Annotated in this window: 27 protein-coding genes; 15 read left to right on the top strand and 12 right to left on the bottom strand. The window is 68.5% G+C overall.

Annotation, left to right across the window (positions count from 1 at the left end; genetic code table 11):
* Positions 1-42 precede the first annotated feature (42 nt).
* Positions 43-1923, bottom strand: coding sequence for a glutamine--fructose-6-phosphate transaminase (isomerizing) (glmS, locus tag ACSFBE_RS01485; RefSeq protein WP_435488592.1), 1881 nt, complete (start codon positions 1921-1923; stop codon positions 43-45).
* A gap of 141 nt (positions 1924-2064) precedes the next feature.
* Here glmS and ACSFBE_RS01480 point away from each other — a divergent pair, with 141 nt between their 5' ends.
* On the top strand, positions 2065-2562 hold the full coding sequence (locus tag ACSFBE_RS01480) for an Lrp/AsnC family transcriptional regulator (RefSeq protein WP_435488591.1): 498 nt from the start codon (positions 2065-2067) through the stop codon (positions 2560-2562).
* Here the strand turns inward: ACSFBE_RS01480 and glmU are convergent.
* Complete coding sequence (gene glmU, locus ACSFBE_RS01475) at positions 2559-3983, bottom strand: bifunctional UDP-N-acetylglucosamine diphosphorylase/glucosamine-1-phosphate N-acetyltransferase GlmU (RefSeq protein WP_435488590.1); 1425 nt, start codon at positions 3981-3983, stop codon at positions 2559-2561. The genes ACSFBE_RS01480 and glmU overlap by 4 nt on opposite strands.
* A 174-nt stretch (positions 3984-4157) precedes the next feature.
* Between glmU and ACSFBE_RS01470 the strand changes: the two genes are divergently transcribed.
* Entirely contained in the window at positions 4158-5090 is a 933-nt protein-coding gene (locus tag ACSFBE_RS01470; RefSeq protein ID WP_435488589.1) for a hypothetical protein, read from the top strand.
* 9 nt (positions 5091-5099) lie between these two features.
* Here ACSFBE_RS01470 and ACSFBE_RS01465 read toward each other — a convergent pair whose 3' ends face one another.
* Together ACSFBE_RS01465 and ACSFBE_RS01460 are read right to left on the bottom strand one after the other, a co-directional pair.
* A complete protein-coding gene (locus ACSFBE_RS01465; RefSeq protein WP_435488588.1) occupies positions 5100-6389 on the bottom strand; it encodes a hypothetical protein in 1290 nt (429 codons plus the stop codon).
* Positions 6390-6506: 117 nt separating this feature from the next.
* On the bottom strand, positions 6507-7181 hold the full coding sequence (locus ACSFBE_RS01460; protein ID WP_435488889.1) for a Crp/Fnr family transcriptional regulator: 675 nt from the start codon (positions 7179-7181) through the stop codon (positions 6507-6509).
* Between the two features lie 198 nt (positions 7182-7379).
* Between ACSFBE_RS01460 and ACSFBE_RS01455 the strand changes: the two genes are divergently transcribed.
* The gene (locus ACSFBE_RS01455; RefSeq protein WP_435488587.1) at positions 7380-7766 is read left to right on the top strand and encodes a BLUF domain-containing protein; all 387 of its coding nucleotides are present in this window, start codon (positions 7380-7382) and stop codon (positions 7764-7766) included.
* Between the two features lie 10 nt (positions 7767-7776).
* Here ACSFBE_RS01455 and ACSFBE_RS01450 read toward each other — a convergent pair whose 3' ends face one another.
* Positions 7777-8103, bottom strand: a complete 327-nt coding sequence (locus ACSFBE_RS01450; protein WP_435488586.1) for a DUF2917 domain-containing protein — start codon at positions 8101-8103, stop codon at positions 7777-7779.
* 125 nt (positions 8104-8228) lie between these two features.
* On the opposite strand from ACSFBE_RS01450, the gene ACSFBE_RS01445 reads away from it, so the two are divergent.
* Positions 8229-9212 (top strand): LysR substrate-binding domain-containing protein, encoded by a 984-nt coding sequence (locus ACSFBE_RS01445; protein WP_435488585.1) that lies wholly within the window; start codon positions 8229-8231, stop codon positions 9210-9212.
* On the opposite strand, the gene ACSFBE_RS01440 is transcribed toward ACSFBE_RS01445, so the two are convergent.
* Complete coding sequence (locus ACSFBE_RS01440) at positions 9213-9842, bottom strand: 5-formyltetrahydrofolate cyclo-ligase (RefSeq protein WP_435488584.1); 630 nt, start codon at positions 9840-9842, stop codon at positions 9213-9215. It lies immediately after the preceding gene.
* A 10-nt stretch (positions 9843-9852) separates the two neighbouring features.
* Between ACSFBE_RS01440 and ACSFBE_RS01435 the strand changes: the two genes are divergently transcribed.
* The 3 genes from ACSFBE_RS01435 to ACSFBE_RS01425 all read left to right on the top strand — a co-directional run bounded on the left by ACSFBE_RS01435 (position 9853) and on the right by ACSFBE_RS01425 (position 13194).
* Positions 9853-11850, top strand: a complete 1998-nt coding sequence (locus tag ACSFBE_RS01435) for a lytic transglycosylase domain-containing protein (protein ID WP_435488583.1) — start codon at positions 9853-9855, stop codon at positions 11848-11850.
* A complete protein-coding gene (locus ACSFBE_RS01430; RefSeq protein WP_435488582.1) occupies positions 11850-12419 on the top strand; it encodes an MgtC/SapB family protein in 570 nt (189 codons plus the stop codon). Before ACSFBE_RS01435 ends, ACSFBE_RS01430 begins: the two co-directional genes overlap by 1 nt.
* Before the next feature lie 85 nt (positions 12420-12504).
* On the top strand, positions 12505-13194 hold the full coding sequence (locus tag ACSFBE_RS01425) for a glutathione S-transferase family protein (protein WP_435488581.1): 690 nt from the start codon (positions 12505-12507) through the stop codon (positions 13192-13194).
* A 67-nt stretch (positions 13195-13261) separates the two neighbouring features.
* On the opposite strand, the gene ACSFBE_RS01420 is transcribed toward ACSFBE_RS01425, so the two are convergent.
* Complete coding sequence (locus ACSFBE_RS01420) at positions 13262-13987, bottom strand: OmpW/AlkL family protein (RefSeq protein WP_435488580.1); 726 nt, start codon at positions 13985-13987, stop codon at positions 13262-13264.
* A gap of 120 nt (positions 13988-14107) precedes the next feature.
* Between ACSFBE_RS01420 and ACSFBE_RS01415 the strand changes: the two genes are divergently transcribed.
* The 3 genes from ACSFBE_RS01415 (at position 14108) to otsA (ending at position 17590) form a co-directional block, all read left to right on the top strand.
* Entirely contained in the window at positions 14108-15370 is a 1263-nt protein-coding gene (locus tag ACSFBE_RS01415; RefSeq protein WP_435488579.1) for a multifunctional CCA addition/repair protein, read from the top strand.
* A 79-nt stretch (positions 15371-15449) separates the two neighbouring features.
* Entirely contained in the window at positions 15450-16205 is a 756-nt protein-coding gene (gene otsB / locus ACSFBE_RS01410; RefSeq protein WP_435488578.1) for a trehalose-phosphatase, read from the top strand.
* Positions 16202-17590 (top strand): alpha,alpha-trehalose-phosphate synthase (UDP-forming), encoded by a 1389-nt coding sequence (otsA, locus tag ACSFBE_RS01405; RefSeq protein ID WP_435488577.1) that lies wholly within the window; start codon positions 16202-16204, stop codon positions 17588-17590. The genes otsB and otsA overlap by 4 nt, the downstream gene beginning before the upstream one ends.
* Positions 17591-17599: 9 nt before the next feature.
* Here the strand turns inward: otsA and ACSFBE_RS01400 are convergent, their stop codons facing one another.
* Positions 17600-18511, bottom strand: a complete 912-nt coding sequence (locus ACSFBE_RS01400) for a LysR family transcriptional regulator (protein ID WP_435488576.1) — start codon at positions 18509-18511, stop codon at positions 17600-17602.
* Between the two features lie 110 nt (positions 18512-18621).
* Here ACSFBE_RS01400 and ACSFBE_RS01395 point away from each other — a divergent pair, with 110 nt between their 5' ends.
* Positions 18622-19380 carry an SDR family NAD(P)-dependent oxidoreductase gene (locus ACSFBE_RS01395; RefSeq protein ID WP_435488575.1) on the top strand — a complete coding sequence of 253 codons (759 nt, stop codon included), beginning with the start codon at positions 18622-18624 and terminating at the stop codon, positions 19378-19380.
* A 3-nt stretch (positions 19381-19383) separates the two neighbouring features.
* Here ACSFBE_RS01395 and ACSFBE_RS01390 read toward each other — a convergent pair whose 3' ends face one another.
* From ACSFBE_RS01390 to hisN, 3 genes are read right to left on the bottom strand one after another with little or no spacing between them, the layout of a single operon-like run.
* Positions 19384-20313 (bottom strand): ROK family protein, encoded by a 930-nt coding sequence (locus ACSFBE_RS01390; RefSeq protein ID WP_435488574.1) that lies wholly within the window; start codon positions 20311-20313, stop codon positions 19384-19386.
* 22 nt (positions 20314-20335) lie between these two features.
* On the bottom strand, positions 20336-20530 hold the full coding sequence (locus tag ACSFBE_RS01385; protein ID WP_435488573.1) for a DUF2905 domain-containing protein: 195 nt from the start codon (positions 20528-20530) through the stop codon (positions 20336-20338).
* A 29-nt stretch (positions 20531-20559) separates the two neighbouring features.
* The gene (hisN, locus tag ACSFBE_RS01380; RefSeq protein ID WP_435488572.1) at positions 20560-21333 is read right to left on the bottom strand and encodes a histidinol-phosphatase; all 774 of its coding nucleotides are present in this window, start codon (positions 21331-21333) and stop codon (positions 20560-20562) included.
* Between the two features lie 116 nt (positions 21334-21449).
* Between hisN and ACSFBE_RS01375 the strand changes: the two genes are divergently transcribed.
* A complete protein-coding gene (locus tag ACSFBE_RS01375; RefSeq protein WP_435488571.1) occupies positions 21450-21845 on the top strand; it encodes a DUF5329 family protein in 396 nt (131 codons plus the stop codon).
* A gap of 15 nt (positions 21846-21860) precedes the next feature.
* On the opposite strand, the gene ACSFBE_RS01370 is transcribed toward ACSFBE_RS01375, so the two are convergent.
* Complete coding sequence (locus tag ACSFBE_RS01370) at positions 21861-22991, bottom strand: class I SAM-dependent methyltransferase (RefSeq protein WP_435488570.1); 1131 nt, start codon at positions 22989-22991, stop codon at positions 21861-21863.
* Between ACSFBE_RS01370 and ACSFBE_RS01365 the strand changes: the two genes are divergently transcribed.
* From ACSFBE_RS01365 to ttcA, 3 genes are all read left to right on the top strand, one after another.
* Entirely contained in the window at positions 22990-23775 is a 786-nt protein-coding gene (locus tag ACSFBE_RS01365) for an SDR family oxidoreductase (RefSeq protein ID WP_435488569.1), read from the top strand. The two genes, ACSFBE_RS01370 and ACSFBE_RS01365, sit on opposite strands and share 2 nt — an antisense overlap.
* A gap of 7 nt (positions 23776-23782) precedes the next feature.
* Positions 23783-24154, top strand: a complete 372-nt coding sequence (locus ACSFBE_RS01360) for a dihydroneopterin aldolase (protein WP_435488568.1) — start codon at positions 23783-23785, stop codon at positions 24152-24154.
* 61 nt (positions 24155-24215) lie between these two features.
* The gene (gene ttcA / locus ACSFBE_RS01355) at positions 24216-25130 is read left to right on the top strand and encodes a tRNA 2-thiocytidine(32) synthetase TtcA (protein WP_435488567.1); all 915 of its coding nucleotides are present in this window, start codon (positions 24216-24218) and stop codon (positions 25128-25130) included.
* The last annotated feature ends 16 nt before the right edge of the window (positions 25131-25146 follow it).

Genomic DNA, 25146 nt, shown 5'->3' with positions numbered 1-25146 from the left:
GCGTTGAGGGGCTCGGCAGTATGCCGCAGCCCGGGCGCCTTCTCACTCCACGGTGACACTCTTGGCAAGATTGCGCGGCTTGTCGACGTCGGTGCCGCGTGCGCAGGCGGTGTGGTAGGCCAGCAGTTGCAGCGGCACCACGTGCAGCAGCGGCGAGAGCGCGCCGTAGTGCTCCGGCATGCGGATGACGTGGATGCCTTCGCTGTTCTCGATGCGCGTGTCGCCGTCGGCCAGCACGTAGAGCACGCCACCGCGCGCACGCACTTCCTGCAGGTTGCTCTTGAGCTTTTCGAGCAGCGCGTCGTTCGGCGCCACGGCCACCACCGGCATCTCGCTGGTCACCAGCGCCAGCGGCCCGTGCTTGAGTTCGCCGGCGGCGTAGGCCTCGGCGTGGATGTAGGTCACTTCCTTGAGCTTCAGCGCGCCTTCCAGGGCGATCGGGTAGTGCAGCCCGCGGCCGAGGAACAGCGCGTTCTCCTTGCGGGCGAAGTCCTCGGCCCAGCCGATGATCTGCGGCTCCAGCGCCAGCACCGACTGCAGCGCGACGGGCAGATGCCGCATCGCTTTCAGGTAGCCGGCTTCGGCCTCGTCGCTCAGGCGCCCCTTGGCCTGCGCAAGCGCCAGCGTCAGCAGGAACAGGCCCGCCAACTGCGTGGTGAAGGCCTTGGTGGACGCCACGCCGATCTCCACGCCGGCGCGCGTGATGTAGGCGAGCTTGCATTCGCGCACCATCGCGCTGGTGGCGACGTTGCAGATGGTCAGCGTTTGCGCCATGCCGAGCGAGCGAGCATGCTTCAGGGCGGCCAGCGTGTCGGCCGTTTCGCCCGACTGGGTGATGGTGACGACCAGCGTCTTCGGGTCGGGCACCGAGTCGCGGTAGCGGTACTCACTGGCGATTTCGACCTGCGTCGGAATCTTCGCGATGCCTTCCAGCCAGTACTTGGCTGCGCAGCCGCTGTAGTAGCTGGTACCGCAGGCGAGGATGAGCACCTTGTCGATGGCCTGAAAGACGCGGTGCGCGCCGGCGCCGATGGCACCGTCCTGGCCGATGCCGTCGAACAGCTCGGGCACGATGCCTTCGACGCCCTCGAGCGTGTCGGCAATGGCGCGTGGCTGCTCGAAGATTTCCTTCTGCATGTAGTGGCGGTAGGGGCCAAGCTCGGCCGCGCCGGTGTGCGCCTGCACCGTGCGCACGGTGCGGCTGACCGGCTTGTGGGCGCGGTCGACGATCCAGTGCTTGCCCGGCTGCAGGTCGACCACGTCGCCCTCTTCCAGGTAGACGATCTGATCGGTCACGCCGGCCAGCGCCATGGCGTCGCTGGCCAGGAAGCGCTCGGTGCCGTCGGCGCCGAGGCCGACGATCAGCGGCGAGCCGGCGCGCGCACCGACCACGCGGTGCGGCTCGTCGCGGCAGATCACCGCGATGGCGTAGGCGCCGTGCAGCTGCTGCACCGCCGCCTTGACCGCCTCGAACAGGTCGCCGTCATAGTGGCTGTCGATCAGGTGGGCGATGACCTCGGTGTCGGTCTGGCTGGAGAACACGTACCCGCGTGCCTGCAGCGACGCACGCAGCGTCTCGTGGTTCTCGATGATGCCGTTGTGCACCAGCGCCACGCGCGGCGGCCGGGCACTGTCCGGCTCTTCGCCGGGGCCGTAGCTGAAGTGCGGATGCGCGTTGTGCACTGCCGGCGCGCCGTGCGTGGCCCAGCGTGTGTGGGCGATGCCGGTCAGGCCCTCGACATGGTCGTCACGCACCTGCGCCACCAGGTCGGCGACACGCGAGGTGGTGCGAGTGCGGGTGAGGCCGTTGGCGTGAACCGCGACGCCGCAGGAGTCATAGCCACGGTATTCCAGCCGCTGCAAGCCCTGGACGAGGACGGGAACGATGTTGCGATGGGAGGCTGCGCCGACGATGCCGCACATGGGGACCTTCTTTTTTGAAGCTTGCGATACAGGTTATCGTAGGCCGGCAAAGATGAATGATGCGTTCCTTTTTATTGCTCTTAAGGAATAAAATTCCACGCAATGGAGATTTCGGATTTTTATTTCATTTTTTGACATCTTGTGGAATCCATGACGCTCGACGCCACCGATCTGCAGCTGCTCGATGCCCTGCAGCGAGACGCATCGAAAACCAATCAGCAGCTGGCCGCCGACCACCACATCTCGCCGCCCACCTGCCTGCGCCGGGTGCAGCGGCTGCGCGCCGCCGGGCTGATCGAGCGGCAAGTCGCCATCCTGTCGCCCGACCGGCTGGCGCCGCTGCTCGGCCACGGGTTGCAGGCGCTGGTGGAGGTCTCGCTCGACCGGCAGGACGCCGCGGCGCTCGACGCCTTCGAAGCGCGCGTCATTGAAGACGACGCGGTCCAGCAGTGCTGGCGCGTCTCGCCCGGCCCGGACTTCATGCTGGTGGCGATCGCGCGCGACATGCCGGATTACCAGGCCCTGGCCCAGCGCCTGTTCACCGCCGATGCGAACGTACGCAACGTCAAGGCCTTCTTCGCCGTCAAGCGGGCGAAGTTCGACACCCGTCTGCCGATCCTGCCGGCCGCGGCGCCTTAGCCTTGCTTCTTCTGCGGCCGCGGCCAGTTCGGAAAACTGGTTTGCCGCGCCCGGGCCACGGTCAGCGCGCCGGGCGCCGTGCTCTTGCTCACGACCGAGCCACCGCCCACGGTGCCGCCGGCGCCGATCGTCACCGGCGCGACCAGCACGCAGTTGCTGCCGACGTGCACATCGTCCTCGATCACCGTGCGGTGCTTGTTCGCGCCGTCGTAGTTGGCCGTGATGCTGCCGGCGCCGTAGTTGACACGCGCACCCACGGTGGCGTCGCCGAGGTAGGCCAGGTGGTTGGCCTTGGCGCCGTCAGCCAGCGTCGAATTCTTCACCTCGACGAAGTTGCCGATGTGCACCTCGGCACCGAGTTGGGCGCCCGGGCGCAGCCGCGCGAACGGGCCGACGCGCGCGCCGGCACCCACCGCGACGCCTGCTTTTTCGCCGTCGATGTGGGTGAAGGGATGGATCACCGCGCCGGCCTCGATGCGCGCATTGGCGATCACGCAGTGGGCGCCGATGCGCACGCCCTCGCCGAGGCTCACCGCACCCTCGAAGACGCAGTTGACGTCGATCTCGACGTCGGCACCGCAGTCGAGCGTGCCGCGCAGATCGAAGCGCGACGGGTCGGCCAGCCGCACGCCGTCGGCCATGAGGCGCTCGGCCTCGCGCCGCTGCAGTGCCCGCTCCAGGGCGGCCAATTGCGACGGGCTGTTCACGCCGGCCACCTGAACCGGGTCGTCGATGCGGTGGGCGACCACCGGCAGGCCGTCGGCGGTGGCGAAGCCGACGATGTCCGTCAGGTAGTACTCGCCCTGCGCGTTGCGGTTGTCCAGCCGCGCCAGCCAGGCCTTGAGCTGCAGCGCCGGCACCGCCATCACGCCGCTGTAGACCTCGCGAACGGCGCGCTGCGCCTCGCTCGCGTCTTTCTGCTCGACGATCGCCTGCACCTCACCGCTCGACGGATCGCGCAACACACGGCCGTAACCGGTCGGGTCATCGAACGCGATGGTGAGCAGCGCCAGTCGCCGGCCGGCACTCGCCGCGACCAGCGCGCGCAGGGCGGCTTCGCCGATGAGCGGCACATCGCCGGACAGCACCAGCACCGTGCCGTCGTCAGGCAACAGCGGCGCCGCCTGCTGGACGGCGTGGCCGGTCCCCAGTTGCGGCATCTGGCGTGCAAAGCGCGGCACCATGTCGGCGAAGTCGGCGCGCACCGCGGCCTCGACCTCGTCCGCGCCGTGTCCGGTGACCACCACGACATGGCGCGCGCCGATGCGCGCCGCGGTGTCGAGCACGCGCGCCACCAGCGCCCGACCGCCCAACCGGTGCAGCACTTTCGGACGCGCGCTCTTCATGCGCGTCCCCTTGCCGCCGGCCATCACCACGACATCGACCCGGCCCGCGTCCGTGTCGATTTCCGCCTGAGTCATGCTTTTTTCCCTGATTCTGTCGATTGGGGCGGAATTATCGGCGCCTCGGCCGCGTGCCATCGGGAAGCGCCCGGTCGTCAAACTGCAACAATCGCGCGCTGCCTTCGGAAACACCCCCGAAATCTGAAACTTTTAATTACAATTCGCACGCTGCCCCCCGCCCGCTCAAGCTTCATGAAAATTTCTCTCTGCACGCTGTTCGAAGGGAACTACCACCTCGGGGTTGCCGCGCTGTCCAACTCACTGGTGAAAGCGGGCTTCTCGGGGGTGATGTGGGCCGGCTACCGGGGCACGCTCCCGGCATGGCTCACCGACTCACCCTCGTACGACCGGGTGACGGGCACCTTCCAGGTGAACCCGGCCTTCCAGTTGCGCATGGTGCTGCTCGACACGCCGCTGCACTTCACCTACTACAAGCCGACCTTCCTGCGCGATGTGCTCGAGAAGTACGCACCCGATACCGACCTGGTCGCCTACATCGATCCGGACATCGTGGTGAAGTGCGACTGGCCCTCGTTCTGCGGTTGGTTCACCGCCGACGGCCTGTCCCTTGCGGAAGACGTGAACTGGTCCTTTCCCGCTCGCCATCCGAAGCGGCTGCTCTGGAACGCCTATTTCTCCGAGCACGGCATCCAGGCGATCCGTCCGATCGATCGCTATTACAACGCGGGCTTCATCGGCGTGCCGCGCCACCACCTGGACTTCCTCCTGCTGTGGGAGCAGGCGTGCGAGTTGGTGCTGGCCTACAACCAGGGGGCCAAGAAGCTCAAGGCCGGCGGTTCGGCCGCGCTCTTCCACTCGACCGATCAGGACGCGCTGAACTTCACGCTGACCGCCCACGGGGCGACGCTCAATACCGCCGGGCCGGATGCGATGGACTTCATCGCCGGCGGCTACTACCTGTCGCACGCCATCGGCTCGCCCAAACCCTGGAACACACCGCACATCCGCAAGGCGCTGGGCGGCCATTCGCCCTCGGTGGCGACCAAGGCGTACTTCGAACATGTGGAAGCACCGATCCGGATCTTCTCGAACGCCGAACTCAAACGCCATCGTTTCGCGTTGCGACTGGCCTCGGTGATCGGGCGCGTCTACCAGCGCCGCTGAGCGGCGGTTTCAGGGCGCGGCGCTCTCGGTGCGCCACTCGCGCCAGCGCGTCAGCAGCAGCCCGTACTGGAACAGGAAGTTCGACACGCTGCTCGCCAGACCGAAGCCCAACACCGACTTCAGGTCGCTGATGCCGACCAGCCACAGATAGAGCACCTGGGTGATCAGCGTCGCGACGATGCTGAAACTCTGACGCGCCGTGGCGCCGCGAACCGTCAGCGTCCGGAATGCGAAGCCGCTGCCGTTGGCCAGCAGCGCCGTCAGGAACATCATCCAGACCAGCGGCGTCATGCTGCGGTACTGCTCGCCCAGCAACAGGATCCAGTACTGCGGAAAGAGCAGCGAGGTGGCGAAGGTCAGGGCCATCGTCAGCAGATACCAGCCGTGGATTTGCGCCAGCACACGCACGAAGCGCGGCCCGGTCGGTGCGCGGGCGATGGCCGGAAACAGCAGCACGTTCGCCACTCGGTCGACCACCACCAGCGCCATGGCCAAGCGGCCGAAGGCGCCGACCTCGGCCACCATGTTGGAGGTGCCGAAGAGCGACACCACGAAGACCGTGATCACGCCCTGCAGCTGGTAGAAGATCGCCGGCAGCACCAGCGGCTTGGCGATGCGCAGGATCTGCGCGTCGACCTGGCGGGCCTCGTCGGCCTCGAGCCGATGCTCGCCAATGGACTGCAGCCGGAACGCGCGCAGGTAGAGCGTCAGCGAGACCACACTGGCGACGGCGGCGGCACCGATGAGGCCTGCCGTCGAATACACCGTCATCGGCAGCAGGAGCACGAGCCCGACGAAGCCAATGCGCACGGTCTGAGAGGCGACCGCCACGCGGTTCAGCGTCGAGATCTGGCCCAGGATGAGCAGCACCGTATTGGAGAAATGCTCACGCAACTGCACCAGCACCACCGCCAGCACCAGCGCCGAGGCCAGCCAATAGCCGGGGCCGGTCCAGTGGTGCTCCCTCGACGTCAGGTACCAGTACGGCCCGATGATCAGAAGGCCGGCGGACAGCAGCAGCCAGCGCTTGTGGAAGATGTGCCGGCAAGCGGCGACGACCCAGGGCACCTCCCTGGTGCGCTGCCCCACCACCGGCAGGCAGCAATGTGTCAGGCCCAGGTCGGTGACGCCGATCATCAGCATCGAGCAGGCGACCAGGAAGGTGTAGGCGGCGTACTGGTCCTTCGGCAGCACGTTGACGATGAGCAGGCCGGCAATGCCGCTCAGGACGACACCGAGCGACTCGATGCCGCCGACCATGACAACCTGGCGCAGGCGCTCGCGGGACAGCAACTTCACGGAATGGAGGGGCGCAGAACGCGAAAGGAAGGGGAAGAACGGAAGCGCGCGAAAGCGGCCCCGTGTGCGGAGTCCCGAAGATACGCGAAGGCGCAGCCCTTCGCCGTAGGAAAGGACTCAAATCAGTGGCACACGTCGCAGCGGCCGCTCGAAATAGTCGCCCAGTGCCTCCAGCGCGTGCGGCTCCAGGATGCGCAGCCAGCCACCGTCGAGCTTGTGCAGCCCCATGCGCTGGAGCCGCCGCAGCGTCTTGTTGGTGTGGACCAGCGACAGCCCGAGGGCGTCGGCGATGTGCTGCTGGTTGAACGGGAACTCGGCCCAGCCATCGCGCACCATGCCCACCCGTTCGGCTCGGCGATAGAGATGCATCAGCAGCATGGCCACCCGTTCGCCGGCATTGCGTCGGCCGGTGGTGACCAGGTTGTCGTCGATCATCTTTTCCTCGCGCGCGGCCAGCCAGGTGATGTCGTAGCCCAGCTTGGGCTGGGCACGGAACATGTCCCAGAGCCGACCGCGTTCGAACACACAGAACGTGGCCTCCGAGGCCGCCTCGACGCCATGGGTCTGGCCTTCGGCGAACTCGTCCTGCAGCCCGATGAAATCACCTGGCAGCAGGAAGCTGAGAATCTGGCGCCGCCCGTCGCTCAGTGTCTTGTAGCGGAAGGCCCAGCCGGCATAGAGCGTGAACAGCTGCGCGCTGCGCGCATGCTCTTCGATGATCGTGCCCCCGGCCTCGACCCGCCGGGTCGCGATGCGGAAGGACTCGATGACCTGCACTTCGCCGTCGTCCATGGGCAGGAAGGCCGGGTTGGCACGCAGCACACAGCCCTCGCACGGCCGGTCGCAATGCGGCGGCAGCGGGACGGGTAAGGCGTGTTCTTCCAATTTCACGCCCGGACTATAGGCCCGCGGCGAGTGTCTTTTGACATTTCAGGAAGTGCATGCGCTGCCTACACTCCGACTTCTTCCCGTTGTCATGACCGAACCGCGTTGCTCGAACTCCTTTATTTCAGCGTCCTCGCCCCCCACCAGCAGCCCACCGTGGTCGGGCGAATCGTGGCGCAGGCGCGCGCACACAATGCCCGGCACGGCATCACCGGCCTGCTCGTATTCGACGGCATCCATTTCTGCCAGCACATCGAGGGGCCGGCGGAGGCGCTGAAGCCGTTGATGGAGCGCATCCGGCAGGACCCTCGGCACGAGCGCGTTCGCGTCGTGTACCAGGGCGGGCGGGACGAGCGCCGCTATCGCCGCTTCGACCTGGGTTTCGCGCAGGGCGACGACCCGGACGACATGGCCGGGATCCAGGCGCTCGACGGTGAAGCCGCGCTCGAGCGCTTCCTGGCGCTGCGACCGGGTTTCGACGTCAACGGCTGAGCCGGCAGGCTCAGGCCGGGTCGGCCGCGGCGTCCCAGCTGTAGGTCGCGCCGAAGCTGTCCCAGGGTTCCATCACCAGGCGTTGGCCGGCAGCGACCACCAGCGATTCGCCAGGCGCCAGCACCAGGTCTTCGCTGCCGTGCTGCGCGTTCGCATCGCGTGTGACCCAGAGCCGCCCCTGACGCACCCGCAGCACGCTCTCGCCGCGCGCCTTGAGCGTCAGGGCCTGTCCGGCGGCGATCTGCCAGGCGCCGCGCCGCACCGCGGGCGGAACGGTGGCTGCACCGGGACGGGCAAGGGGCGACAGGGCGGACGATGGGCTGAATGCGACGGACATGGGGGACTCCTCGGGCTGATTCTCCAAGGCGCAATGGCGCGCCTTGGGAATGAATGATCGGCGTCTTGCCATTGGCGGTCCAATGAAATGGAAGTACGCTACTGATTCCGTTCTCGCATCAATCCATGCAGCACTCCCAAACCCATCTGCGCACCCGGCCGATCTCCGCCGGGCACCTGCGTGCCTTCGAGGCGGTGGCGCGCCACCTCAATTTCAGGGCCGCGGCCGAGGAGATGGCGCTCACCCAGTCGGCCGTCAGCCGGCAGATCCAATCGCTCGAAGAGGAGGTCGGCGGGCCGCTGTTCCTGCGCCACACCCGCGCGGTCGAACTGACCAGCGCCGGCGCGCTGCTGCTGCTGGCAGTGCAGCAGTCGCTGCCGCGCATCGATGGCGCGGTGCGGCAGATCCGTCAGAGTGCGGGCCGCAAGAGCGTGTCGCTCACCACGTTCGCCTCCTTCGCGTCGATGTGGCTCATTCCAAGGCTCGAAGCCTTCCAGCGCGACAACCCGGACATTGACATCCGGATCGATGCCAGCGACACCGCGGTCGATCTCGACGTGGCCGATGTCGACATGGCGCTGCGCTACGCACCGCGGGAGAGCATGCCGCCGGACGCGGTGCGCCTGTTCGGGGAGACGCTGACGCCAGTCGCCAGCCCTTGGCTGATCAAGAGCAACCCGCCCATCCAGTCGCCGGCGGACATCGCCCGCTTCACGCTGATCGAGGCCGGCGATGCGCACCGCACCCACCTCGAGTGGCTGACCTGGCGCCGCTGGTTCGAGGACCACGGCCAGAGCCGCGCCCAGCCCAAGCGCTGGCTCTATTTCAACTATGCCTACCAGATGGTGCAGGCGGCGCTCACGGGACAAGGGGTCGTGCTGGCGCGCAGTTCGCTGATCGCCGAGAGTCTGGCCAACGGCGACCTGGTCGAGGTGCTGCCGCAGCACCGACTCGACTCACCGATGGCGTATTGGCTGCTGGTCGGTCCGCGCAGCGGTCTGCGACCGGAGATCCGTGCCTTCTGCGACTGGCTGCGCGAACAGGCGGCCACCACCCGCCAGACCATCGGCGAAGTGCCGGACCCGGATACCGTCGACCATCTGGACTGATCAGCCCACCGGCCAGACCACACCGTTGTCGTTCAGGATCGCGTCCAGCGGCATGTCGTGGGCCTCGGTCTCCAGGTCGTCGAGGAAGCCGTTGGTGAAGCCCAGGCCCACGGTGAAGGGCCGCGGCTCGAGAGCGGCCAGCGTGCGGTCGTAGAAGCCGCCGCCGTAGCCCAGCCGATAACCGCCGGCGCTGTAGCCCAGGCAGGGCACGAACAGGAGCGTCGGCACGATCAGCTCGGTGTCCTTGGGCTTCGGGATGTCGTAGGCGTCGTTCTCCATCGGGCAGCCCGGGTACCACGAGTGGAAAGTCAGGGTCTTGTGGACGCGGTTCACCACCGGGAGGCCGATGCGCCGGCGATGCGGCTCGTCGAGCAGTTCGCCGTCTTCCTTCCAGCGGTGCAGCGCCGGCAGGGGGTCGAACTCGCCCTTGATCGGCCAGTAGGCGCCGATGACGGTGTCGGGCCGGCCCACCAGCCAGATCCGCATCACGCGCTGCAAAAGATCGGCACGCTGTCCTCGGTCGGGCATCGCCAGGCGTTGCTCGATGAGCGCTGCCCGCAGCTGAGCCTTCAGAAAAGCAGCCGTCTCCTTGCGGCCTTCGGCCGCGTTTCCGTCCTGTGCCTTGTCCATAATCCCCCCGATGCAAGTTCCTGGCATTTTGGCACCCCGGCGCCACCTCCTCGGCGCAATCGCCCTCACGCTCGCTGCGCTGCTGCAGCCGGCCTGCGCGCAGAACATGAACGACGACGTGATCGTTCAGATGAAACAGGCCTTCCAGCGCGGCGACAAGGCGCGCCTGGCGGCCCTGCTGCCACAGGCGCGCGGCCACGCGCTCGAGCCCTGGGCGGCCTACTGGGAGCTGAAGGCGCGACTCAACGAGGCCAGCCCGCTCGAGGTGCAGGATTTCCTCGCGCGCTATGCCGGCACCTACCAGGAAGACCGGCTGCGCAACGACTGGCTGCTGCTGCTCGGCCAGCGCCGCGACTGGGAAGGCTTCGCCGCCATCCACGCGGGCTACCGCATGCGCGACGACGCGCAGGTGCAGTGTTACGCGACGCTGGTCGACGTCCTGAAGACCGGCGCAGCCACCAAGGCGCAGGTCGAGTCGGTGCGCGACACCTGGCTGCGCCAGCGCGATGCCGACGACGGCTGCCTGACCGCGGCCGACCGGCTGATCGCCTCCCGCCTGCTGACGCCCGACACGGCCTGGAAGAAGGCGCGCCTGGCGATCGAGGCCAACCGGCCGCAGGCCGCGCGCGCCGCCATCACGCTGGCCGCACCGGATGCGCTGCCCACCTTCGACCAGGTCAACGCCAGCGCCGCGAAGTTTCTGGGCGGCGCGATCATCGCGGCGTCGCGTGCCCGCAAGGAAATGGTGGTGCTGGCCCTCATCAAGGTCGCCATGGCCGACCCTGACCAGGCCGCCGGCCAGTTGGAGGGCAAATGGGCGCCGATGCTCAGCGCCGAGGAGCGCAACTGGCTGTGGGGCACCATCGGTCGACAAGCCGCGACCAAGCTCTCGCCGCAAGCCAATGTCTATTTCGCCAACGTCACGAAAAACAGCGACCTGTCCGATGACATGCTCGGCTGGAAAGTGCGCGCCGCGCTGCGCGCCGGCCAGTGGAAGGACGTGAACGCCTCCGTCCTGGCCATGAGCGAGACCGCGCAGGACGACCCGACCTGGGTCTACTGGCGTGCCCGCGCCCTCAGCGCCATGGGCGGCGACGAGCGCAAGGCGCAGGCGCGCACACTGCTCGAGACCATTGCCGGCACGCGCGGCTTCTATGAACTGCTGGCGCTGGAAGACCTGGGCCAGCGCGCCGTGGTGCCGACCAAGCCCGACCCGCTCACGCTCGAAGAGAAGCAAGCGGCCCGCAACAACCCGTCGCTGGCACGCGGGCTCTACGCCATTTCGATCGGGCTGCGGCCCGAGGGCGTGCGCGAGTGGAACTACGCCACCAACCTGCACGACAAGGGCGGCATGGGGGACCGCGAGCTGCTCGCCGCCGCCGACCTCGCCTGTCAGCGCGAGGTGTGGGACCGCTGCATCAACACCAGCGAGCGCACCAAGGGCGCGATCGACATCGAGCAGCGCTTCCCGATGCCCTTTCACGACACGGTGCTGCGCAAGAGCCAGGACATCGGGCTCGACCCGGCCTACGTCTACGGCCTGATCCGCCAGGAAAGCCGCTTCATCATGGACGCGCGCTCGGGCGTCGGCGCCTCCGGCCTGATGCAGGTGATGCCGGCCACGGCGAAGTGGACCGCCAACAAGATCGGCCTCGCCGGCTTCACGGCCAACCAGATCAACGACCGCGAAACCAACATCACGATCGGCACCAACTACCTGAAGCTGGCGCTCGACGACTTCGACGGCTCGATGGCGCTGGCCGCCGCCGCCTACAACGCCGGCCCGGGCCGGCCGCGCAGCTGGCGCAACGGGCCGGTGCTCGACGCCGCCATCTGGGCCGAGAACGTGCCCTTCAACGAGACGCGCGACTATGTGAAGAAGGTGCTGGCCAACACCACCAACTACGCCGCCATCATCAGCGGACAGCCGCAGTCGCTCAAGAGCCGGCTCGGCCGCATCGGCCCGCGCGATGCCCGCGAACCCGAGCCCAACAAGGACCTGCCCTGATGGCCTGGGTGGACACGGTGCTCGACACCGTCGCGGCCGAGTTCTCGGACGCCGGCGACGTGGCCCAGTTCACCCGCATCGTGGTGCGCCTCACGCTCGCGAGCGTGCTGGGCTTCGCGCTCGGCTTCGAGCGCGAGCAGCAGGGCAAGGCGGCCGGCGTGCGCACCCACATGCTGGTGGCGATCGGCTCGGCGATGTTCGTCCTGATCCCGCAACAGACCGGCATCGTGCCGGCCGACATGAGCCGCGTGATCCAGGGGCTGGTGGCCGGCGTCGGCTTCCTCTGCGCAGGCACCATCCTCAAGCACGGCCGCGACGAGCAGCAGGTGCAGGGCCTGACCACCGCCGCCGGCCTGTGGATGACGGCCGCCATCGGCATGGCCTGCGGACTCGGCCGGGAAACGACGGCCATCCTGAGCACGCTGCTGGCGCTGGCTGTGCTGATGCTGGTGCCACGCGCGGTGGCGCTGCTGGAACGCGTCGTCGGTCCGGGCCAGGCGCCACCGGAAAGCGCCGGCCGCGGGCAGCGCACCGTGCCCTCGCCCGACGATCTGCCGCCGCCGCGCTGAGCGCATCAGTCCCGGCGCGCTTCGGCATCAATCGACCCGTCGCTCGGCGCTAGCATCCAGGGCTTTCCATCCCAGGGGATCGCGCATGCTCAAGCTCTACATCGGCAACAAGAACTACTCGTCCTGGTCCATGCGCCCGTGGGTGCTCATGACGCAGGCCGGCATTCCGTTCGAGGAAGTCATGGTGCGCTTCGGGGCGGACTTTTCCAGCCCCGACTCGGCCTTCAAGAAGACCGTTCGGCCGCTCAACCCGGCCGGCACCGTGCCCTTTCTGGTCGACGGCGAGATCGTCGTGTCCGATACGCTGGCCATCGCCGAGTACCTGGCCGAGTCCTTTCCCGACAAGCTGCTGTGGCCGGCCGACAAGGCGAGCCGCGCGCAGGCGCGCAGCGCCTGCGCCGAGATGCACGCCGGCTTCCGCGCGATCCGCGGACATTGCGGCATGAACGTCGAAGCCGACCTCGCGTTGCAGGGCCGGTTGCTGATGCGCGACCGAAGCGACGTGCGCGATGAGCTGGCCCGGCTGGTTCAGCTGTGGGGCGGCCTGCTGGCGCAGCACGGCGGCCCGATGCTGTTCGGCGACTTCGGCATCGCCGACGCCTATTTCGCGCCGATGGCGTCGCGCCTGAAGACCTACGCGCTGCCGGTGCCGCCTGCCATCGCCGGCTATGTCGAGCGCCTGCACGCGCTGCCCGCGGTCCGGGCCTGGACCGCGGCGGCACTCGCGGAGCATGAATTCGTTGTCGAGGACGAGCCCTATCGGCTGAACGACTGACGCGCTTCGATGCGCCATGAAAAACGCCGCGCACTGCGCGGCGTTTTTCATGGGGACGAGGGCGCGCTCAGAAGCGGTAGGTGGCCGCCAGATAGGTCACGATCGGATCGAGCTTCAGCTTGGCCTCGCTGGTGCCGACGGTTGCGCCGGCCGCATTGCGCGTGGTGAGCTTGGCGGTCGTCTTCAACGGGATGTACGACACCGAGAACGAGATGCCCCAGTGCTTGTCGATCTGGTAGGAGGCGCCGACGTTGAAGACCGGCGCGAAGGAGTCGTCGAGCTTGGCCCGCGTGCTGGTGCTGCCCGGCGGACGGCGCAGGCGCGCGCCGAGGGCCGTCTGCAGGTCGTTCGTCAGCTGGACGTCGCTGTACCAGACATAGGTGGCACCCAGACCCACGGACGGACGGAAGGCATCGTTGCCGTTGCCGAAGTAGTACTTGGCCAGGAAGGTGGGGCTCCACTGCTTCGCCTCGCCCAGCCGACCAATCGGGCCCAGCGAGCCCTCGCCTTCGAGCTTGAAGGTGGGCGGCATGCCGAAGACGCCTTCGACCGCCCAGCTGCTGTCGACGAAATAGATCGCGCTCAGGCCGAGCGTGTCGGCACTGCCGACGCCGGATCCGGAGCCCGGCACGACGGCGTTCACCGGCGAGGTGAAGGTCAGGGGCTTGCTGGAATCCTGCGGTGCGAAGTGCAGCCAGCCGGTGCCGAGCACCCAGTCCCCTGCGTTCTGCGCCATGGCGCTGCCGGACCCGAGGGCCGCGACGGCTGCCAGTGCGACGAAATGTTTTCTCATGACGAATCTGCCTCCGTGGAAAGATGAAATGCCGACATCCGCAGGCTTGCCTGCTGTCGAACGGAATATTACGAACGGTCGTGCTTTTTTACCCTCGGGACTATCCCTACACTCGTCCGCATGAACATCTTTCTCGTCGGCGGCGCGATCCGTGATGCCTTGCGCGGTCGGCCCGGCAGCGACCGCGACTGGGTGGTCGTCGGCGCCACGCCCGAACAGATGACGGCGGTCGGCTATCTGCCGGTCGGGCGTGATTTCCCGGTCTTCCTGCATCCCCAAACCCGCGAGGAATACGCGCTGGCGCGCACCGAACGCAAGAGCGCCCCCGGCTACCGCGGCTTCGTCGTGCACGCCGCGCCCGACGTGACGCTCGAACAGGACCTGGCCCGTCGCGACCTGACGATCAACGCCATCGCCCTGCCCGTCGAGCGCGTGGCCGACGCGCTGGCGATCGACGCCGCCGCGCTGATCGATCCCTTCGGCGGCCAGCGCGACCTGCAGCAGAAGGTGCTGCGCCATGTCACGGCAGCGTTTGGCGAAGACCCGGTGCGCATCCTGCGGTTGGCGCGCTTCGCGGCGCGCTTCGCCGACTTCACGGTCGCGCCGGAGACCCAGACGCTCATGCAGGCGATGGTGGCCGACGGGGAAGTCGATGCCCTGGTGCCCGAGCGCGTCTGGCAGGAACTGTCCCGCGGCCTGATGGAGGCACGGCCCTCGCGCATGCTCGAGGTGCTGCGCGGCTGCGGCGCCCTGAAAGTGCTGCTGCCCGAGGTCGACCGCCTCTGGGGCGTGCCGCAACCGGCGGCGCACCATCCCGAGATCGACACCGGCGTCCATCTGATGATGGTGCTCGACCTGGCCGCACGCCTGGAGGCACCGCTCCCGGTGCGCTTCGCCTGCCTGGTGCACGACCTCGGCAAAGGCACGACCCGGCCCGACGAACTGCCGCGTCACATCGGCCACGAGCAACGCAGCGCCAAGCTGCTGCAGGCGGTGTGCGAACGCTGGCGCGTGCCGATCGAACTGCGCGAACTGGCCGACGTGGTGGCGCGCGAGCACGGCAACATCCACCGCAGCGGCGAGTTGGGTGCGGCCGCGCTGATGCGCCTGCTGGAGCGCTGCGATGCCCTGCGCAAGCCGCAGCGCTTCGCCCAGGCCCTGTGGGCCTGCGAGTGCGACGCCCGCGGGCGGCTCGGCCTGGAAGACCGGCCGTACCCTCAGCGCGAACGCCTGCAGCGGGTGCTCGATGCCGCGCTCGCCGTGCCCACGCGCCCGATCGCCGAAGCGGCGGCCCAGCGGGGCGCCGCCGGCCCGAAGATCGGCGAGGCGGTCGCCCGTGCCCGCGCCGAAGCGGTGGCTGCCCTGCTCGCCGCGGGCGGCTGAGCCCCACCCGGCCGGCCGATGGGCGGTCGCGGCTTTGGCCGACGCGGCGCCGCGGACCCGGCTGTTAAGGTCTGTCGCGATGCAGAAGCCTCCTCGACTCACCCCCGACGCCGCCCTCTTTCTCGACTTCGACGGCACGCTGGTGGCCCTGGCCGAGACGCCCGAGGCCATCGAGGTGCCGCCCGCGCTGGTGGCCCTGCTCACCGACCTGCACGGCCTGCTCGGCGGGGCGCTGGCGGTGGTGTCGGGCCGACAGATCGATGTGCTCGATCGCTTTCTCGCCCCCTTGCGGCTGCCGGCTGCCGGTGAACACGGCGTGCAGCGCCGCGACGCCGCCGGCGACATGCGCGAGCAGCGCCCGCCCGACCTGGGCTTCATCCTGGATGCCTGCAACGAACTCGCCGGCGCCCATCAGGGCCTGCTGGTGGAACGCAAGCACGCGGCCATCGCCCTGCACTACCGCATGGCGCCCGAGCATGAAGCGATCTGCCGCGACACGCTGACCCGCCTTCTCGACGGCCAGCCGCAGCTCGAGCTGCTGCACGGCAAGTTCGTCTTCGAGGTGAAGCCCTCGGGCGTGAACAAGGGCATCGCGATCGAGGCCTTCATGCACGAAGCACCGTTCGCCGGCCGGGTGCCAGTGTTCGCGGGCGACGACACCACCGACGAAAGCGGCTTTGCGGTCGTGCAGCCGCGCGGCGGCATCGCGATCAAGGTCGGCTCCGGGCCGACGCAGGCGCTGCACCGCCTCGATTCGACACTGGCCGTCTACGAATGGCTGCTGGAGGCGCGCGATCTGCTGGGCGGTGGGCCGCACCCGGAGCCGCTCCGATGAGCCGCCTCGTCGTGGTCTCGAATCGGGTCGCCGACCCGCGCAAGCCCGCAGCGGGCGGCTTGGCCGTGGCCCTGGGCGAATCGCTGCAGCAGACCGGTGGCCTCTGGTTCGGCTGGAGCGGCACCATCGTGGAGGAGGGCCCCACCGGCGAGGGCGAGATGCACAAGCAGCAGGCCGGCAAGGTCACGCTCGCCACCCTCGACCTGAGCCGCGAAGACCACGACAGCTACTACGCGGGCTACAGCAACGACGTGCTGTGGCCGGTGTTTCACAACCGACTCGACCTGGCGAACTTCGACGCCGGCTTCATCGGCGGCTACCGCCGGGTGAACCAGCTCTTTGCCCGCAAGCTGATGCCGCTCCTGAAGGAAGACGACGTCATCTGGGTGCACGACTACCACCTGATCCCGCTGGCCGCCGAGCTGCGTGCGATGGGTTGCCGGCAGCGCATCGGTTTCTTCCTGCACATTCCGCTGCCGCCGCAGATCATCATGGCGGCCATTCCGCAGCACGAGTGGCTGGCGCGTTCGCTGTTCGCCTACGACCTGATCGGCTTCCAGGCCAACCAGGACGTGCAGCACTTCGAGCGCTACGTGATCAACGAGGCGAACGGCGAAGCGCTGGGCGACGACATGTACCGCGCCTACGGCCAGACGGTGCGCTGCAGCGCTTTCCCCATCGGCATCGATGTCGACGAGTTCCTGGCGCTCACGCACGCCAAGGAAGCGCACGACATGTACGAGACGATGAAGCGCGAGTACTCGCAGCGCCGCCTGTTGCTGGGCATCGACCGGCTCGACTACTCCAAGGGCATTCCGCACCGGGTGCGCGCCTTCCGCGAGTTGCTCGCCAACTACCCGGAGAACCGGCGCAGCGCGACGCTGATCCAGATCGCGTCGCCGACACGCGAGAGCGTCGACGCGTACGGCGACATCCGGCGCGAACTCGAATCGCTGTGCGGCGCCATCAACGGCGATTACGGCGAGCTCGACTGGATGCCGGTGCGCTACATCCACCGCATGGTGGCGCGCAAGCGAGTGCCCGGCCTGTGCCGCGCCGCCGCCGTCGGCTTGGTGACGCCGCTGCGCGACGGCATGAACCTGGTCGCGAAGGAGTACGTCGCGGCGCAGGATCCGGCCGACCCGGGGGTGCTGGTGCTGTCGCGCTTCGCCGGCGCGGCCGAGCAGATGAAGGAAGCGCTGCTGGTCAACCCCTACGACGTGCACGGCACCGCCGAGACGGTGCAGCAGGCGCTGCAGATGCCCCTGAACGAACGGCGCGCGCGGCATCAGAAGCTGCTGCAGCGCATCCGCGACCAGGACGTGCACTGGTGGCGGCGGACCTTCCTCGACGCACTGCGCGAGATGCCGAACAAGCGCGACTGAGACCCCTGCTCAGGCTGGCCTCTGCAGGAACGGGCGCAACACGCCGTCGATCCAGTCCATCAGCGCCTGCACCCGCTTGGACAGATGGCGACGGTGCGGGTAGAGCAGCGATACCGGCATCGGCGGTGCACGGAATGCCGGCAACACCTCGACCAGACGGCCCGTATCGATCAACGACCGCAACCAGAAGGACGGCGCCTGGATGATGCCGAGCCCGGCGATACAGGCGTCCTGGTAGGCGTCGGTGCTGGTCACGGTGACGATGTGGCCCATCGGCAGCGTCGCGAGGCCCTCGCCCACGTCGTATTCCCACAGCGCCGGGGCGCCGCCGAGGCCCGGCGCATAGCGCACCAGTCGGTGGGTCGCCAGATCGCCAAGCGTCTGCGGCATGCCGTGCGCGGCCAGATACGCCGCGCTGGCGACATTGATCTGCGCCAGTTCGCCGAGGCGGCGCGCCACCAGGCCCGAGTCCTCCAGCGTGCCGATGCGCAGCACGCAGTCGAAGCCTTCGTGGACCAGATCGACGCGGCGGTCGGTCGTGCTCAGCTCGACGTCGAGCTGCGGATGCAGCGCCAGGAATTCCGGCAGCCGAGGGATGACCGCGGCGCGCGCCAGCCCGATCGGCAGATCGATCCGCAAACGGCCGCGCAACGCACTGGGCGCCTGCTGGAACCACGCCTGCAGCTCGTCGGCATCGGCCAGCAGCAACAGCGCGCGTTCCCGGAATTGCTCGCCGTCGGGCGTGAGGCGCACGGTGCGGGTGGTGCGATGCAGCAGCCGCGTGCCGAGTTCGCTCTCGAGCTGCTGAACGGAGGTCGACACCCGCGCCTTGGGCAGGCCGAGCCGTTCGGCCGCGCGGGTGAAGCTCGCCAGCTCGGCGACCGTGACGAAGATGCGCAGCGCACCGAGTTCCATGGTCATGGCCGCCATTGTTCTCCATGGCCGAACAGTTTGACTGAATTCAGCGGGTTTATCCGCCAATTGTCTTTCCCTAAAGTTCATTCCATCGCATCTCAACCCGAAGGAAGACCATGAACGCACCCATCGCCCTCATCACCGGCGCCAGCCGCGGCCTCGGCAAGAACGCCGCCGAGCACCTCGCTCGCCAGGGCTCCGACCTGATCCTGACCTACCGCAGCGGCGCCGAGGAAGCGCAGGCCCTGGTGCGCGAGGTCGAGGCGCTCGGCCGCCGCGCCGTCGCCTTGCCGCTGGACGTGGCGAAGAGCGGCAGCTTCCCCACCTTCGCTGCCGAGGTGAAGGCGGCACTGGCTCGCGTCTGGCAGCGCGACCGCTTCGACCATCTGGTGAACAACGCCGGCATCGGCATCCATGCGGCTTTCGCCGAGACGACCGAAGCGCAGTTCGACACGCTGGTCGACATTCAGCTCAAGGGCCCGTTCTTCCTCACGCAGGCGCTGCTGCCGCTGATCGTCGACGGGGGCCGCATCGTCAACGTCTCGACCGGCCTGGCGCGATTCACCCTGCCCGGCTACGCCGCCTACGCGTCGATGAAAGGCGGCATCGAGGTCCTCACGCGCTACCTCGCCAAGGAACTGGGCCCGCGCGGCATCTCGGTGAACGTGCTGGCGCCCGGCGCGATCGAAACCGATTTCGGCGGCGGTGCCGTGCGCGACAACGCGCAGTTGAACGCCATGATCGCCTCGCAGACCGCGCTCGGCCGCGTCGGCCTGCCCGACGACATCGGTGGCGCGCTCTCGATGCTGCTGCAGCCGGGCAACCGCTGGATCACCGGCCAGCGCATCGAAGCCTCGGGCGGGATGTTCCTTTAAGTCTCAATCCACCAAGGCCAGCGCGGCGTAGTCGCCGACCTTGTCGCCCAGGCCCGCGGCGTGCAGTTGCACACCGGTGGTCAGCGGCGCCAGATGGCCGTCGATCTGCGCCTGCAGCCGCGGCAGCAGGAAGTCGCGGTTGTGCCAGAACACGCTGCCGCCGAGGCTGATGGCTTGCAGGTCGAGCGTGGCGACGAGGTTGTACAGCATGCGGCCCATCACGCGGCACAGCGCGTCGGCCTTGCGAATCGCTTCGGCATCGCCGGCGACCGCGGCGGCGAAGAGGTGTTCGGCCGGCTGGTCGAAACGCCGGGCCACGGCATTGCCGGCGACGAGGCCTTCAACGTCGCCTACATTGCCGCAGCCGCACAGCGCGTCGCGGTTGTCGTCGTCCGACACGAAGGTGTGGCCGGCATGGCCGGCGTTGCCGTTCTTGCCGCGCAGCGGGCGGCCGTCGACGCACAGGCCGACGCCCACGCCGGTGCTCCAGGTGACGTAGGCGCAGTGGTCCAGGCCTTGCAGCGCACCCCAGCGGCGCTCGGCCTCGAGTGCGGCCACCGCATCGTTCTCGACCCGCACGCGGGCGAAGCGCTGGCGCAGCGGGGCCTCGATCAAGGCCGTCATCCAGTCGTTCGGCAGGCCACGCGCGGGCCCGGCCAGGCCGCCGCAGATGTTGGGCGTGGCCAGCTCGACGCAGCCGTCGTTGACCACGAACGGCCCGGCCGACGAGACGCCGACCGACGCGATCGCCGACGACGACACCCCGGTCGCGGCGCAGGCCGCGTCGATCAGCCGCAGCACCTGCTGCGCAACTGCATCGTTGTCACCGGTCTTGGCGGTGGGTTCGCTCTGGCGCGCCATCAGCGTATCGCTGCCCGGCAAGGCCAGGCTGACCGCGACTTTGGTGCCGCCGATGTCGACGCAGGCTCTCATGTCTACCGCTTCTCCTGTGGGTTCAGATCAGTTTGGCGACCAGCGCGGCAAGGGTGCTCAGCACCACCGTGCTGCCGATCGGCAACTGCCATTCGCGGCCGAAGGCGCGGAACGCGAAGTCGCCGGGCAGCCGGCCGAAACCGAAGCGCCGCAGCCACGCCGTCAGCCCGCTCATGAGCAGCAGCGCGAGCACCACGACGATCAGCCAGCGAATCATCGGCAGAGTCTAGGGCCTGTTAACAGGCCCTACGCGGCGAGCGCAGCCAGGGCGTGTCGGTGGAGTTCGGGGGTGGCTGCCGCCACCACCCGGCCGTCGGACTGCAGGCCGAGCGGGCGGCCTTCCCAGTCGGTGATCACGCCGCCAGCGGCCTCGATCAGGCCGGCGGGGCCGAGGTAGTCATAGGGTTGCAGCCCGGTCTCGACAACCAGGTCGACCGTGCCGCCGGCCAGTTGCGCGTAGCCGTAGCAGTCGCCGCCAAAACGGCGCATCGCGCAGCGCCGGCTCAGCGCGTCGAAGGCCTGCCAATCGGCGGCGTTGAAGATGTCGGGCGAGGTGGTCACGATGCGGGCCTGGGCGATCTCGCGGCAGGCACTTGCGCGCACGGCCACGCCGTTGCGATGCGCCCCGACGCCGGCCTGGCCGACCCAGCGCTCGCCCAGCACCGGCATGTCGACCAGCCCGAGCACCACGCGCCCGCCTTCGAGCACACCGATCAGCGTGCCCCACAGCGGCGACGCGGTGATGAAACTGCGCGTGCCGTCGATCGGGTCGAGCACCCACACGCGTGCGGCGTCGACGCGCTCCGACCCATGCTCTTCACCGTAGATGCCGTCGTCGGGCCACCCGGCGGCCAGCACCGCGCGCATCGCCGTCTCGGCGGCGCGGTCGGCCAGGGTCACCGGGCTTTCATCGGCCTTGGTGATGATGTCGAGCGACGTGCGGAAGTACGCCATCGACTGGGCGGCTGCGGCGTCGGCCAGGGCATGGGCGGTGCGAAGGAGATCGGGCGAAAGGCTCATCGGGCGGTGTTCGGCGGAAGTGGGCTAAGGGTGACCGGGATCAAGACAAGACCGGAATTAGACCCGAGTGGGGTTTGACACGGCGTGCCAGGGCTGCAAGCATGGCCGATCCGTTCATGAAAGACAAAGGCATGGCGTTTCATCGATGGCTCCGGCAACTCCTGCCCGTGCTGCTGCTGGCGTGGGGGTCGCTGGGCGCGGCCACACCGCCGCCCGAGGAGCATGCGCTCATCCAGGCGCTGATCCAGCGGGTGGAGAAGATGCCCACGATGAACTTCCTGCGCAACGGATCGAGCCACACGGCGGCCGAGGCGGCGCAGCACATGCAGGCGAAATACGCGTACTTCAAGGAGAAGATCGTCACCGCCGAGGACTTCATCGACCTGTGCGCTTCGCGCTCGGAAATGACGGGCAAGCCCTACATGGTGAAGATGGGCGACGCGGCGCCGGTCGAAGCCAACGCCTTCCTGAAGGACGAACTCCGCGCGCTGCGCAAGCGCCCGCCGCCCTGAGCGCAAGCCCCCGCGCTACAGCGTGTGGCTGCGGTCGCCCTCGGCAAAGCCCATCGGTTCCCAGGGTTCGCCGGCGGCCAGGCCGATCACCTTGAAGAGCTCTCCCATCTCGTGCTCGTGCACCAGGTGGCCCGCCAGCGCGCGCTGTGCCACGCTGGCCTGGTCAGACAGGCCGAGCAACCCGCAGTTGATGAGGAAGCGCCCCTGGCTGGTGTAGCCCAGCACGTGCAGCCCGGCGTCCTGCGCAGCCAGCGCCACGCCGGTGAAGTTCACATGCGCCGTGATGTCCTTGGCGCCGACGTCGATCAGCGGATCGTCGTCGGCACGGTGCGCCTGGTGGCACATCACGGTGCCCATGTGGCGCTGCGGGTGGTAGTACTCCGCCTCCGGAAAGCCGTAGTCGATGAAGAAGGCGGCACCGCGCGTGAGCCGGTCGGCCAGCGTGGCGATGAAGGCCTCGGCCTGCGGATGGATCTCGGTGAGGTAGTCGTTCTCGCCCTCGATCGCCACCGGTGGCCGCAACGTCGTCGGCCGGTCTTCCCAGGCCCAGCCGCCGTGCGCCCCTGCGACCACGCCGCGCTCGAACCAGCGGCCGCCGATGCGTGCCAGCAACTGCACCGGCATGGCATCGAGCACCTCGTTGCCGACCACCACGCCCTGCATCGATTCGGGCAGCGCGTCGAGCCATTCGACCTTGGCCGCATGGGCCGCCAGCGTTTCCTGCTGGCGCGCGCGCAGCGTGCCCGACAGGTCGACGATGCGGTAGCGCGAGATGCGCTCGCCCAGGGTGTCGAGCAGCTGCAGCGCCAGCGCCCCGGAGCCGGCACCGAATTCCCAGACCTCGTCGGTGCCGCTGTGCGCCAGCGCCTCGCCGACCTGCGCGGCCAGCGCCTGGCCGAACAGGGGCGTGAGCTCGGGTGCAGTGACGAAGTCGCTGCCGGAGGACGGCAGGTGGCCGAACTTGCGGCTGGCGTTGGCGTAGTAGCCGAGCCCCGGCGCGTAGAGCGCGAGCGCCATGAAGCGGTCGAAGCCGATCCAGCCGCCGGCACGCTGAATGGCCTGACCGAGGAGCCGGTCGAGCGCGGTCGTTAAAATTGGGGGGGTCGTGGTCACGCCACGATTGTCTCTCTTCACTTCTTCTCCCATGCCCCAGCCCTCGTCCGCGCGCCCCGTGCGCACCGTTCTCGTCACCGGCGCCGCCAAGCGGCTCGGCCGCGAGATCGCGCTCGCGCTGGCCGACGGCGGCTGGCAGGTGGCGGTGCACTACCGGCACTCGGCCGACGAGGCGCGGCAGACCGCAGCCGACTGCGCCGCGCGCTCGGGCATGCCCTCGGCCATGGTCAGCGCCGACTTGGCCGACGAGGCTCAGGTGCGCGAACTGCTGCCGCAGGTGGTCGCGCAGTTCGGGCGGCTCGACGCAGTGGTCAACAGCGCGTCGCTGTTCGAACACGACGACGCCGCGAGCCTGGGCTTCGCGTCGCTGGAGGCGCATCTGCGCACCAACACCGCGGCGCCGATCCTGCTCGCGCAGGCCCTGCACACGCACCTGCTGTCGCGCGGTGCCGAGGCGCAAGGCGCCGTGGTGAACCTGCTCGACCAGAAGCTCTGGAACCAGAACCCCGACTTCCTGAGCTACACGCTATCGAAGGCCGCGTTGGAAGCCGCCAACACCATGCTGGCCCTGGCGCTCGCGCCGCAGCTGCGCGTGGTGGGCGTCGCGCCGGGCCTCACGCTCACGAGCCACCTGCTGAGCGAGGAGAAATTCCGCAGCCTGCATTCGGCCAGCCCGCTGGGCCGCTCCTCGACGGCTGCCGACGTGGCGGCCACCGTGAAATTCGCGCTGGAGAACCAGTCCATCACCGGCACGACGCTGCTGGTGGATGGCGGCCAGCACCTGATGAAATTCGAACGCGATTTTTCGCTGATGTGAGCCACCGATGCTGACCAAGGGCACCCAGATCCTCACGCTGACCAGCCTGCGCTTCGACGCGAGCCTCGGCATCCTCGCGCAGGAACACGACGCGCCGCAGCAGATCCAGGTCGACGCCGAACTCAACCTCGGCAGCCAGCCGCTGCTGCCGGCCGACGACGACATCACGCATGTGCTCGACTACCGCAAGGTGCGCCGCATCATCATCGAGGAGTGCACCGAGGTGCACATGAACCTGCTGGAAAGCCTCATCGGCAAGCTGGCGCATCGGCTGATGCAGCTGCCCGGGGTGCTGGGCGTGCGGGTGAAGATCGCCAAGCTGAAGATCTTCGACGACTGCGAAGTGGCGATTCGCGTGGAAACGGGGCAATGGTCATGAGCGTCGCGCCGGGCCGCCCCAAGCAAGCTCGCACCGCAGTGCGCAGCACGGAGGTTTATCGATGAGCGCTGTTTGGACAGACGATGAAGCCGTATCGCAGGACAAGGTCCTGAAGATCGAGCGCGAGACGCACAAGCTCGAGAAGCGCCTGTGCCGCGAGGTGGGCAAGGCCATCGTCGACTACAACATGATCGAAGAGGGCGACAAGGTCATGGTGTGCGTTTCGGGCGGGAAAGACAGCTATGCGCTGCTCGACATCCTGCTCAAGCTGCGCGCCCGGGCGCCGATCCACTTCGACATCGTGGCGGTCAACCTCGACCAGAAGCAGCCGGGCTTCCCCGAAGACGTGCTGCCGACCTACCTGAAGGCGCTGGGCGTGCCCTTCCACATCGAGGAGCAGGACACCTACAGCATCGTCAAGCGCGTGATTCCCGAGGGCAAGACGACCTGCGGCCTGTGCAGCCGGCTGCGCCGCGGCATCCTGTACCGCGTGGCGGACGAGCTCGGCGCCACCAAGGTCGCGCTGGGCCACCACCGCGACGACATGCTGCAGACCTTCTTCCTCAACATGTTCTTCGCGGCCAAGCTCAAGTCGATGCCGCCGAAGCTGGTGAGCGACGACGGCCGCCATGTGGTGATCCGCCCGCTGGCCTACGTCGCCGAGAAGGACCTGATCCGCTGGGCGCAGCACCGCGAATTCCCCATCATTCCGTGCACGCTGTGCGGCAGCCAGGAAAACCTGCAGCGCCAGCAGGTCGGCGAGATGCTGCGCGAGTGGGAGAAGAAGCACCCCGGCCGCATCGAGAACATGTTCGGCGCACTGCAGAGCATCGTGCCGTCGCACCTGCTGGACGGAACATCCTTCGACTTCAAGGGTCTCAAGGCGACCGGCGTGCCCGATCCGGAGGGCGACAAGGCCTTCGACGCGCCGGACTTCCCGGCCGCGGCTTCGCCCTTGCGCATCGTTCAGCTCTGAGCGCTGCGCCACGGCC

Origin of the sequence: Variovorax sucrosi (assembly GCF_051216635.1) — a bacterium.
Lineage (GTDB): Bacteria > Pseudomonadota > Gammaproteobacteria > Burkholderiales > Burkholderiaceae_C > Variovorax.
The sequence above is the reverse complement of the archived record's forward strand: the minus strand, read 5'-3'. Positions and strand labels throughout refer to the sequence as shown.

What these genes read in the sequence shown, in the direction of transcription:
- ACSFBE_RS01400 (WP_435488576.1), bottom strand. Translation starts at nt 18,511, where the DNA reads ATGACCATGGAACTCGGTGCGCTGCGCATCTTCGTCACGGTCGCCGAG.
- ACSFBE_RS01445 (WP_435488585.1), top strand. Translation starts at nt 8,229, where the DNA reads ATGCAGCACTCCCAAACCCATCTGCGCACCCGGCCGATCTCCGCCGGG.
- ttcA (WP_435488567.1), top strand. Translation starts at nt 24,216, where the DNA reads ATGAGCGCTGTTTGGACAGACGATGAAGCCGTATCGCAGGACAAGGTC.
- ACSFBE_RS01470 (WP_435488589.1), top strand. Translation starts at nt 4,158, where the DNA reads ATGAAAATTTCTCTCTGCACGCTGTTCGAAGGGAACTACCACCTCGGG.
- ACSFBE_RS01360 (WP_435488568.1), top strand. Translation starts at nt 23,783, where the DNA reads ATGCTGACCAAGGGCACCCAGATCCTCACGCTGACCAGCCTGCGCTTC.
- ACSFBE_RS01365 (WP_435488569.1), top strand. Translation starts at nt 22,990, where the DNA reads ATGCCCCAGCCCTCGTCCGCGCGCCCCGTGCGCACCGTTCTCGTCACC.
- ACSFBE_RS01440 (WP_435488584.1), bottom strand. Translation starts at nt 9,842, where the DNA reads ATGGACAAGGCACAGGACGGAAACGCGGCCGAAGGCCGCAAGGAGACG.
- glmS (WP_435488592.1), bottom strand. Translation starts at nt 1,923, where the DNA reads ATGTGCGGCATCGTCGGCGCAGCCTCCCATCGCAACATCGTTCCCGTC.
- ACSFBE_RS01395 (WP_435488575.1), top strand. Translation starts at nt 18,622, where the DNA reads ATGAACGCACCCATCGCCCTCATCACCGGCGCCAGCCGCGGCCTCGGC.
- ACSFBE_RS01450 (WP_435488586.1), bottom strand. Translation starts at nt 8,103, where the DNA reads ATGTCCGTCGCATTCAGCCCATCGTCCGCCCTGTCGCCCCTTGCCCGT.
- ACSFBE_RS01375 (WP_435488571.1), top strand. Translation starts at nt 21,450, where the DNA reads ATGAAAGACAAAGGCATGGCGTTTCATCGATGGCTCCGGCAACTCCTG.
- ACSFBE_RS01460 (WP_435488889.1), bottom strand. Translation starts at nt 7,181, where the DNA reads ATGGACGACGGCGAAGTGCAGGTCATCGAGTCCTTCCGCATCGCGACC.
- ACSFBE_RS01420 (WP_435488580.1), bottom strand. Translation starts at nt 13,987, where the DNA reads ATGAGAAAACATTTCGTCGCACTGGCAGCCGTCGCGGCCCTCGGGTCC.
- ACSFBE_RS01435 (WP_435488583.1), top strand. Translation starts at nt 9,853, where the DNA reads ATGCAAGTTCCTGGCATTTTGGCACCCCGGCGCCACCTCCTCGGCGCA.
- otsB (WP_435488578.1), top strand. Translation starts at nt 15,450, where the DNA reads ATGCAGAAGCCTCCTCGACTCACCCCCGACGCCGCCCTCTTTCTCGAC.
- glmU (WP_435488590.1), bottom strand. Translation starts at nt 3,983, where the DNA reads ATGACTCAGGCGGAAATCGACACGGACGCGGGCCGGGTCGATGTCGTG.
- ACSFBE_RS01390 (WP_435488574.1), bottom strand. Translation starts at nt 20,313, where the DNA reads ATGAGAGCCTGCGTCGACATCGGCGGCACCAAAGTCGCGGTCAGCCTG.
- ACSFBE_RS01430 (WP_435488582.1), top strand. Translation starts at nt 11,850, where the DNA reads ATGGCCTGGGTGGACACGGTGCTCGACACCGTCGCGGCCGAGTTCTCG.
- ACSFBE_RS01385 (WP_435488573.1), bottom strand. Translation starts at nt 20,530, where the DNA reads ATGATTCGCTGGCTGATCGTCGTGGTGCTCGCGCTGCTGCTCATGAGC.
- ACSFBE_RS01425 (WP_435488581.1), top strand. Translation starts at nt 12,505, where the DNA reads ATGCTCAAGCTCTACATCGGCAACAAGAACTACTCGTCCTGGTCCATG.
- hisN (WP_435488572.1), bottom strand. Translation starts at nt 21,333, where the DNA reads ATGAGCCTTTCGCCCGATCTCCTTCGCACCGCCCATGCCCTGGCCGAC.
- ACSFBE_RS01415 (WP_435488579.1), top strand. Translation starts at nt 14,108, where the DNA reads ATGAACATCTTTCTCGTCGGCGGCGCGATCCGTGATGCCTTGCGCGGT.
- otsA (WP_435488577.1), top strand. Translation starts at nt 16,202, where the DNA reads ATGAGCCGCCTCGTCGTGGTCTCGAATCGGGTCGCCGACCCGCGCAAG.
- ACSFBE_RS01370 (WP_435488570.1), bottom strand. Translation starts at nt 22,991, where the DNA reads ATGGGAGAAGAAGTGAAGAGAGACAATCGTGGCGTGACCACGACCCCC.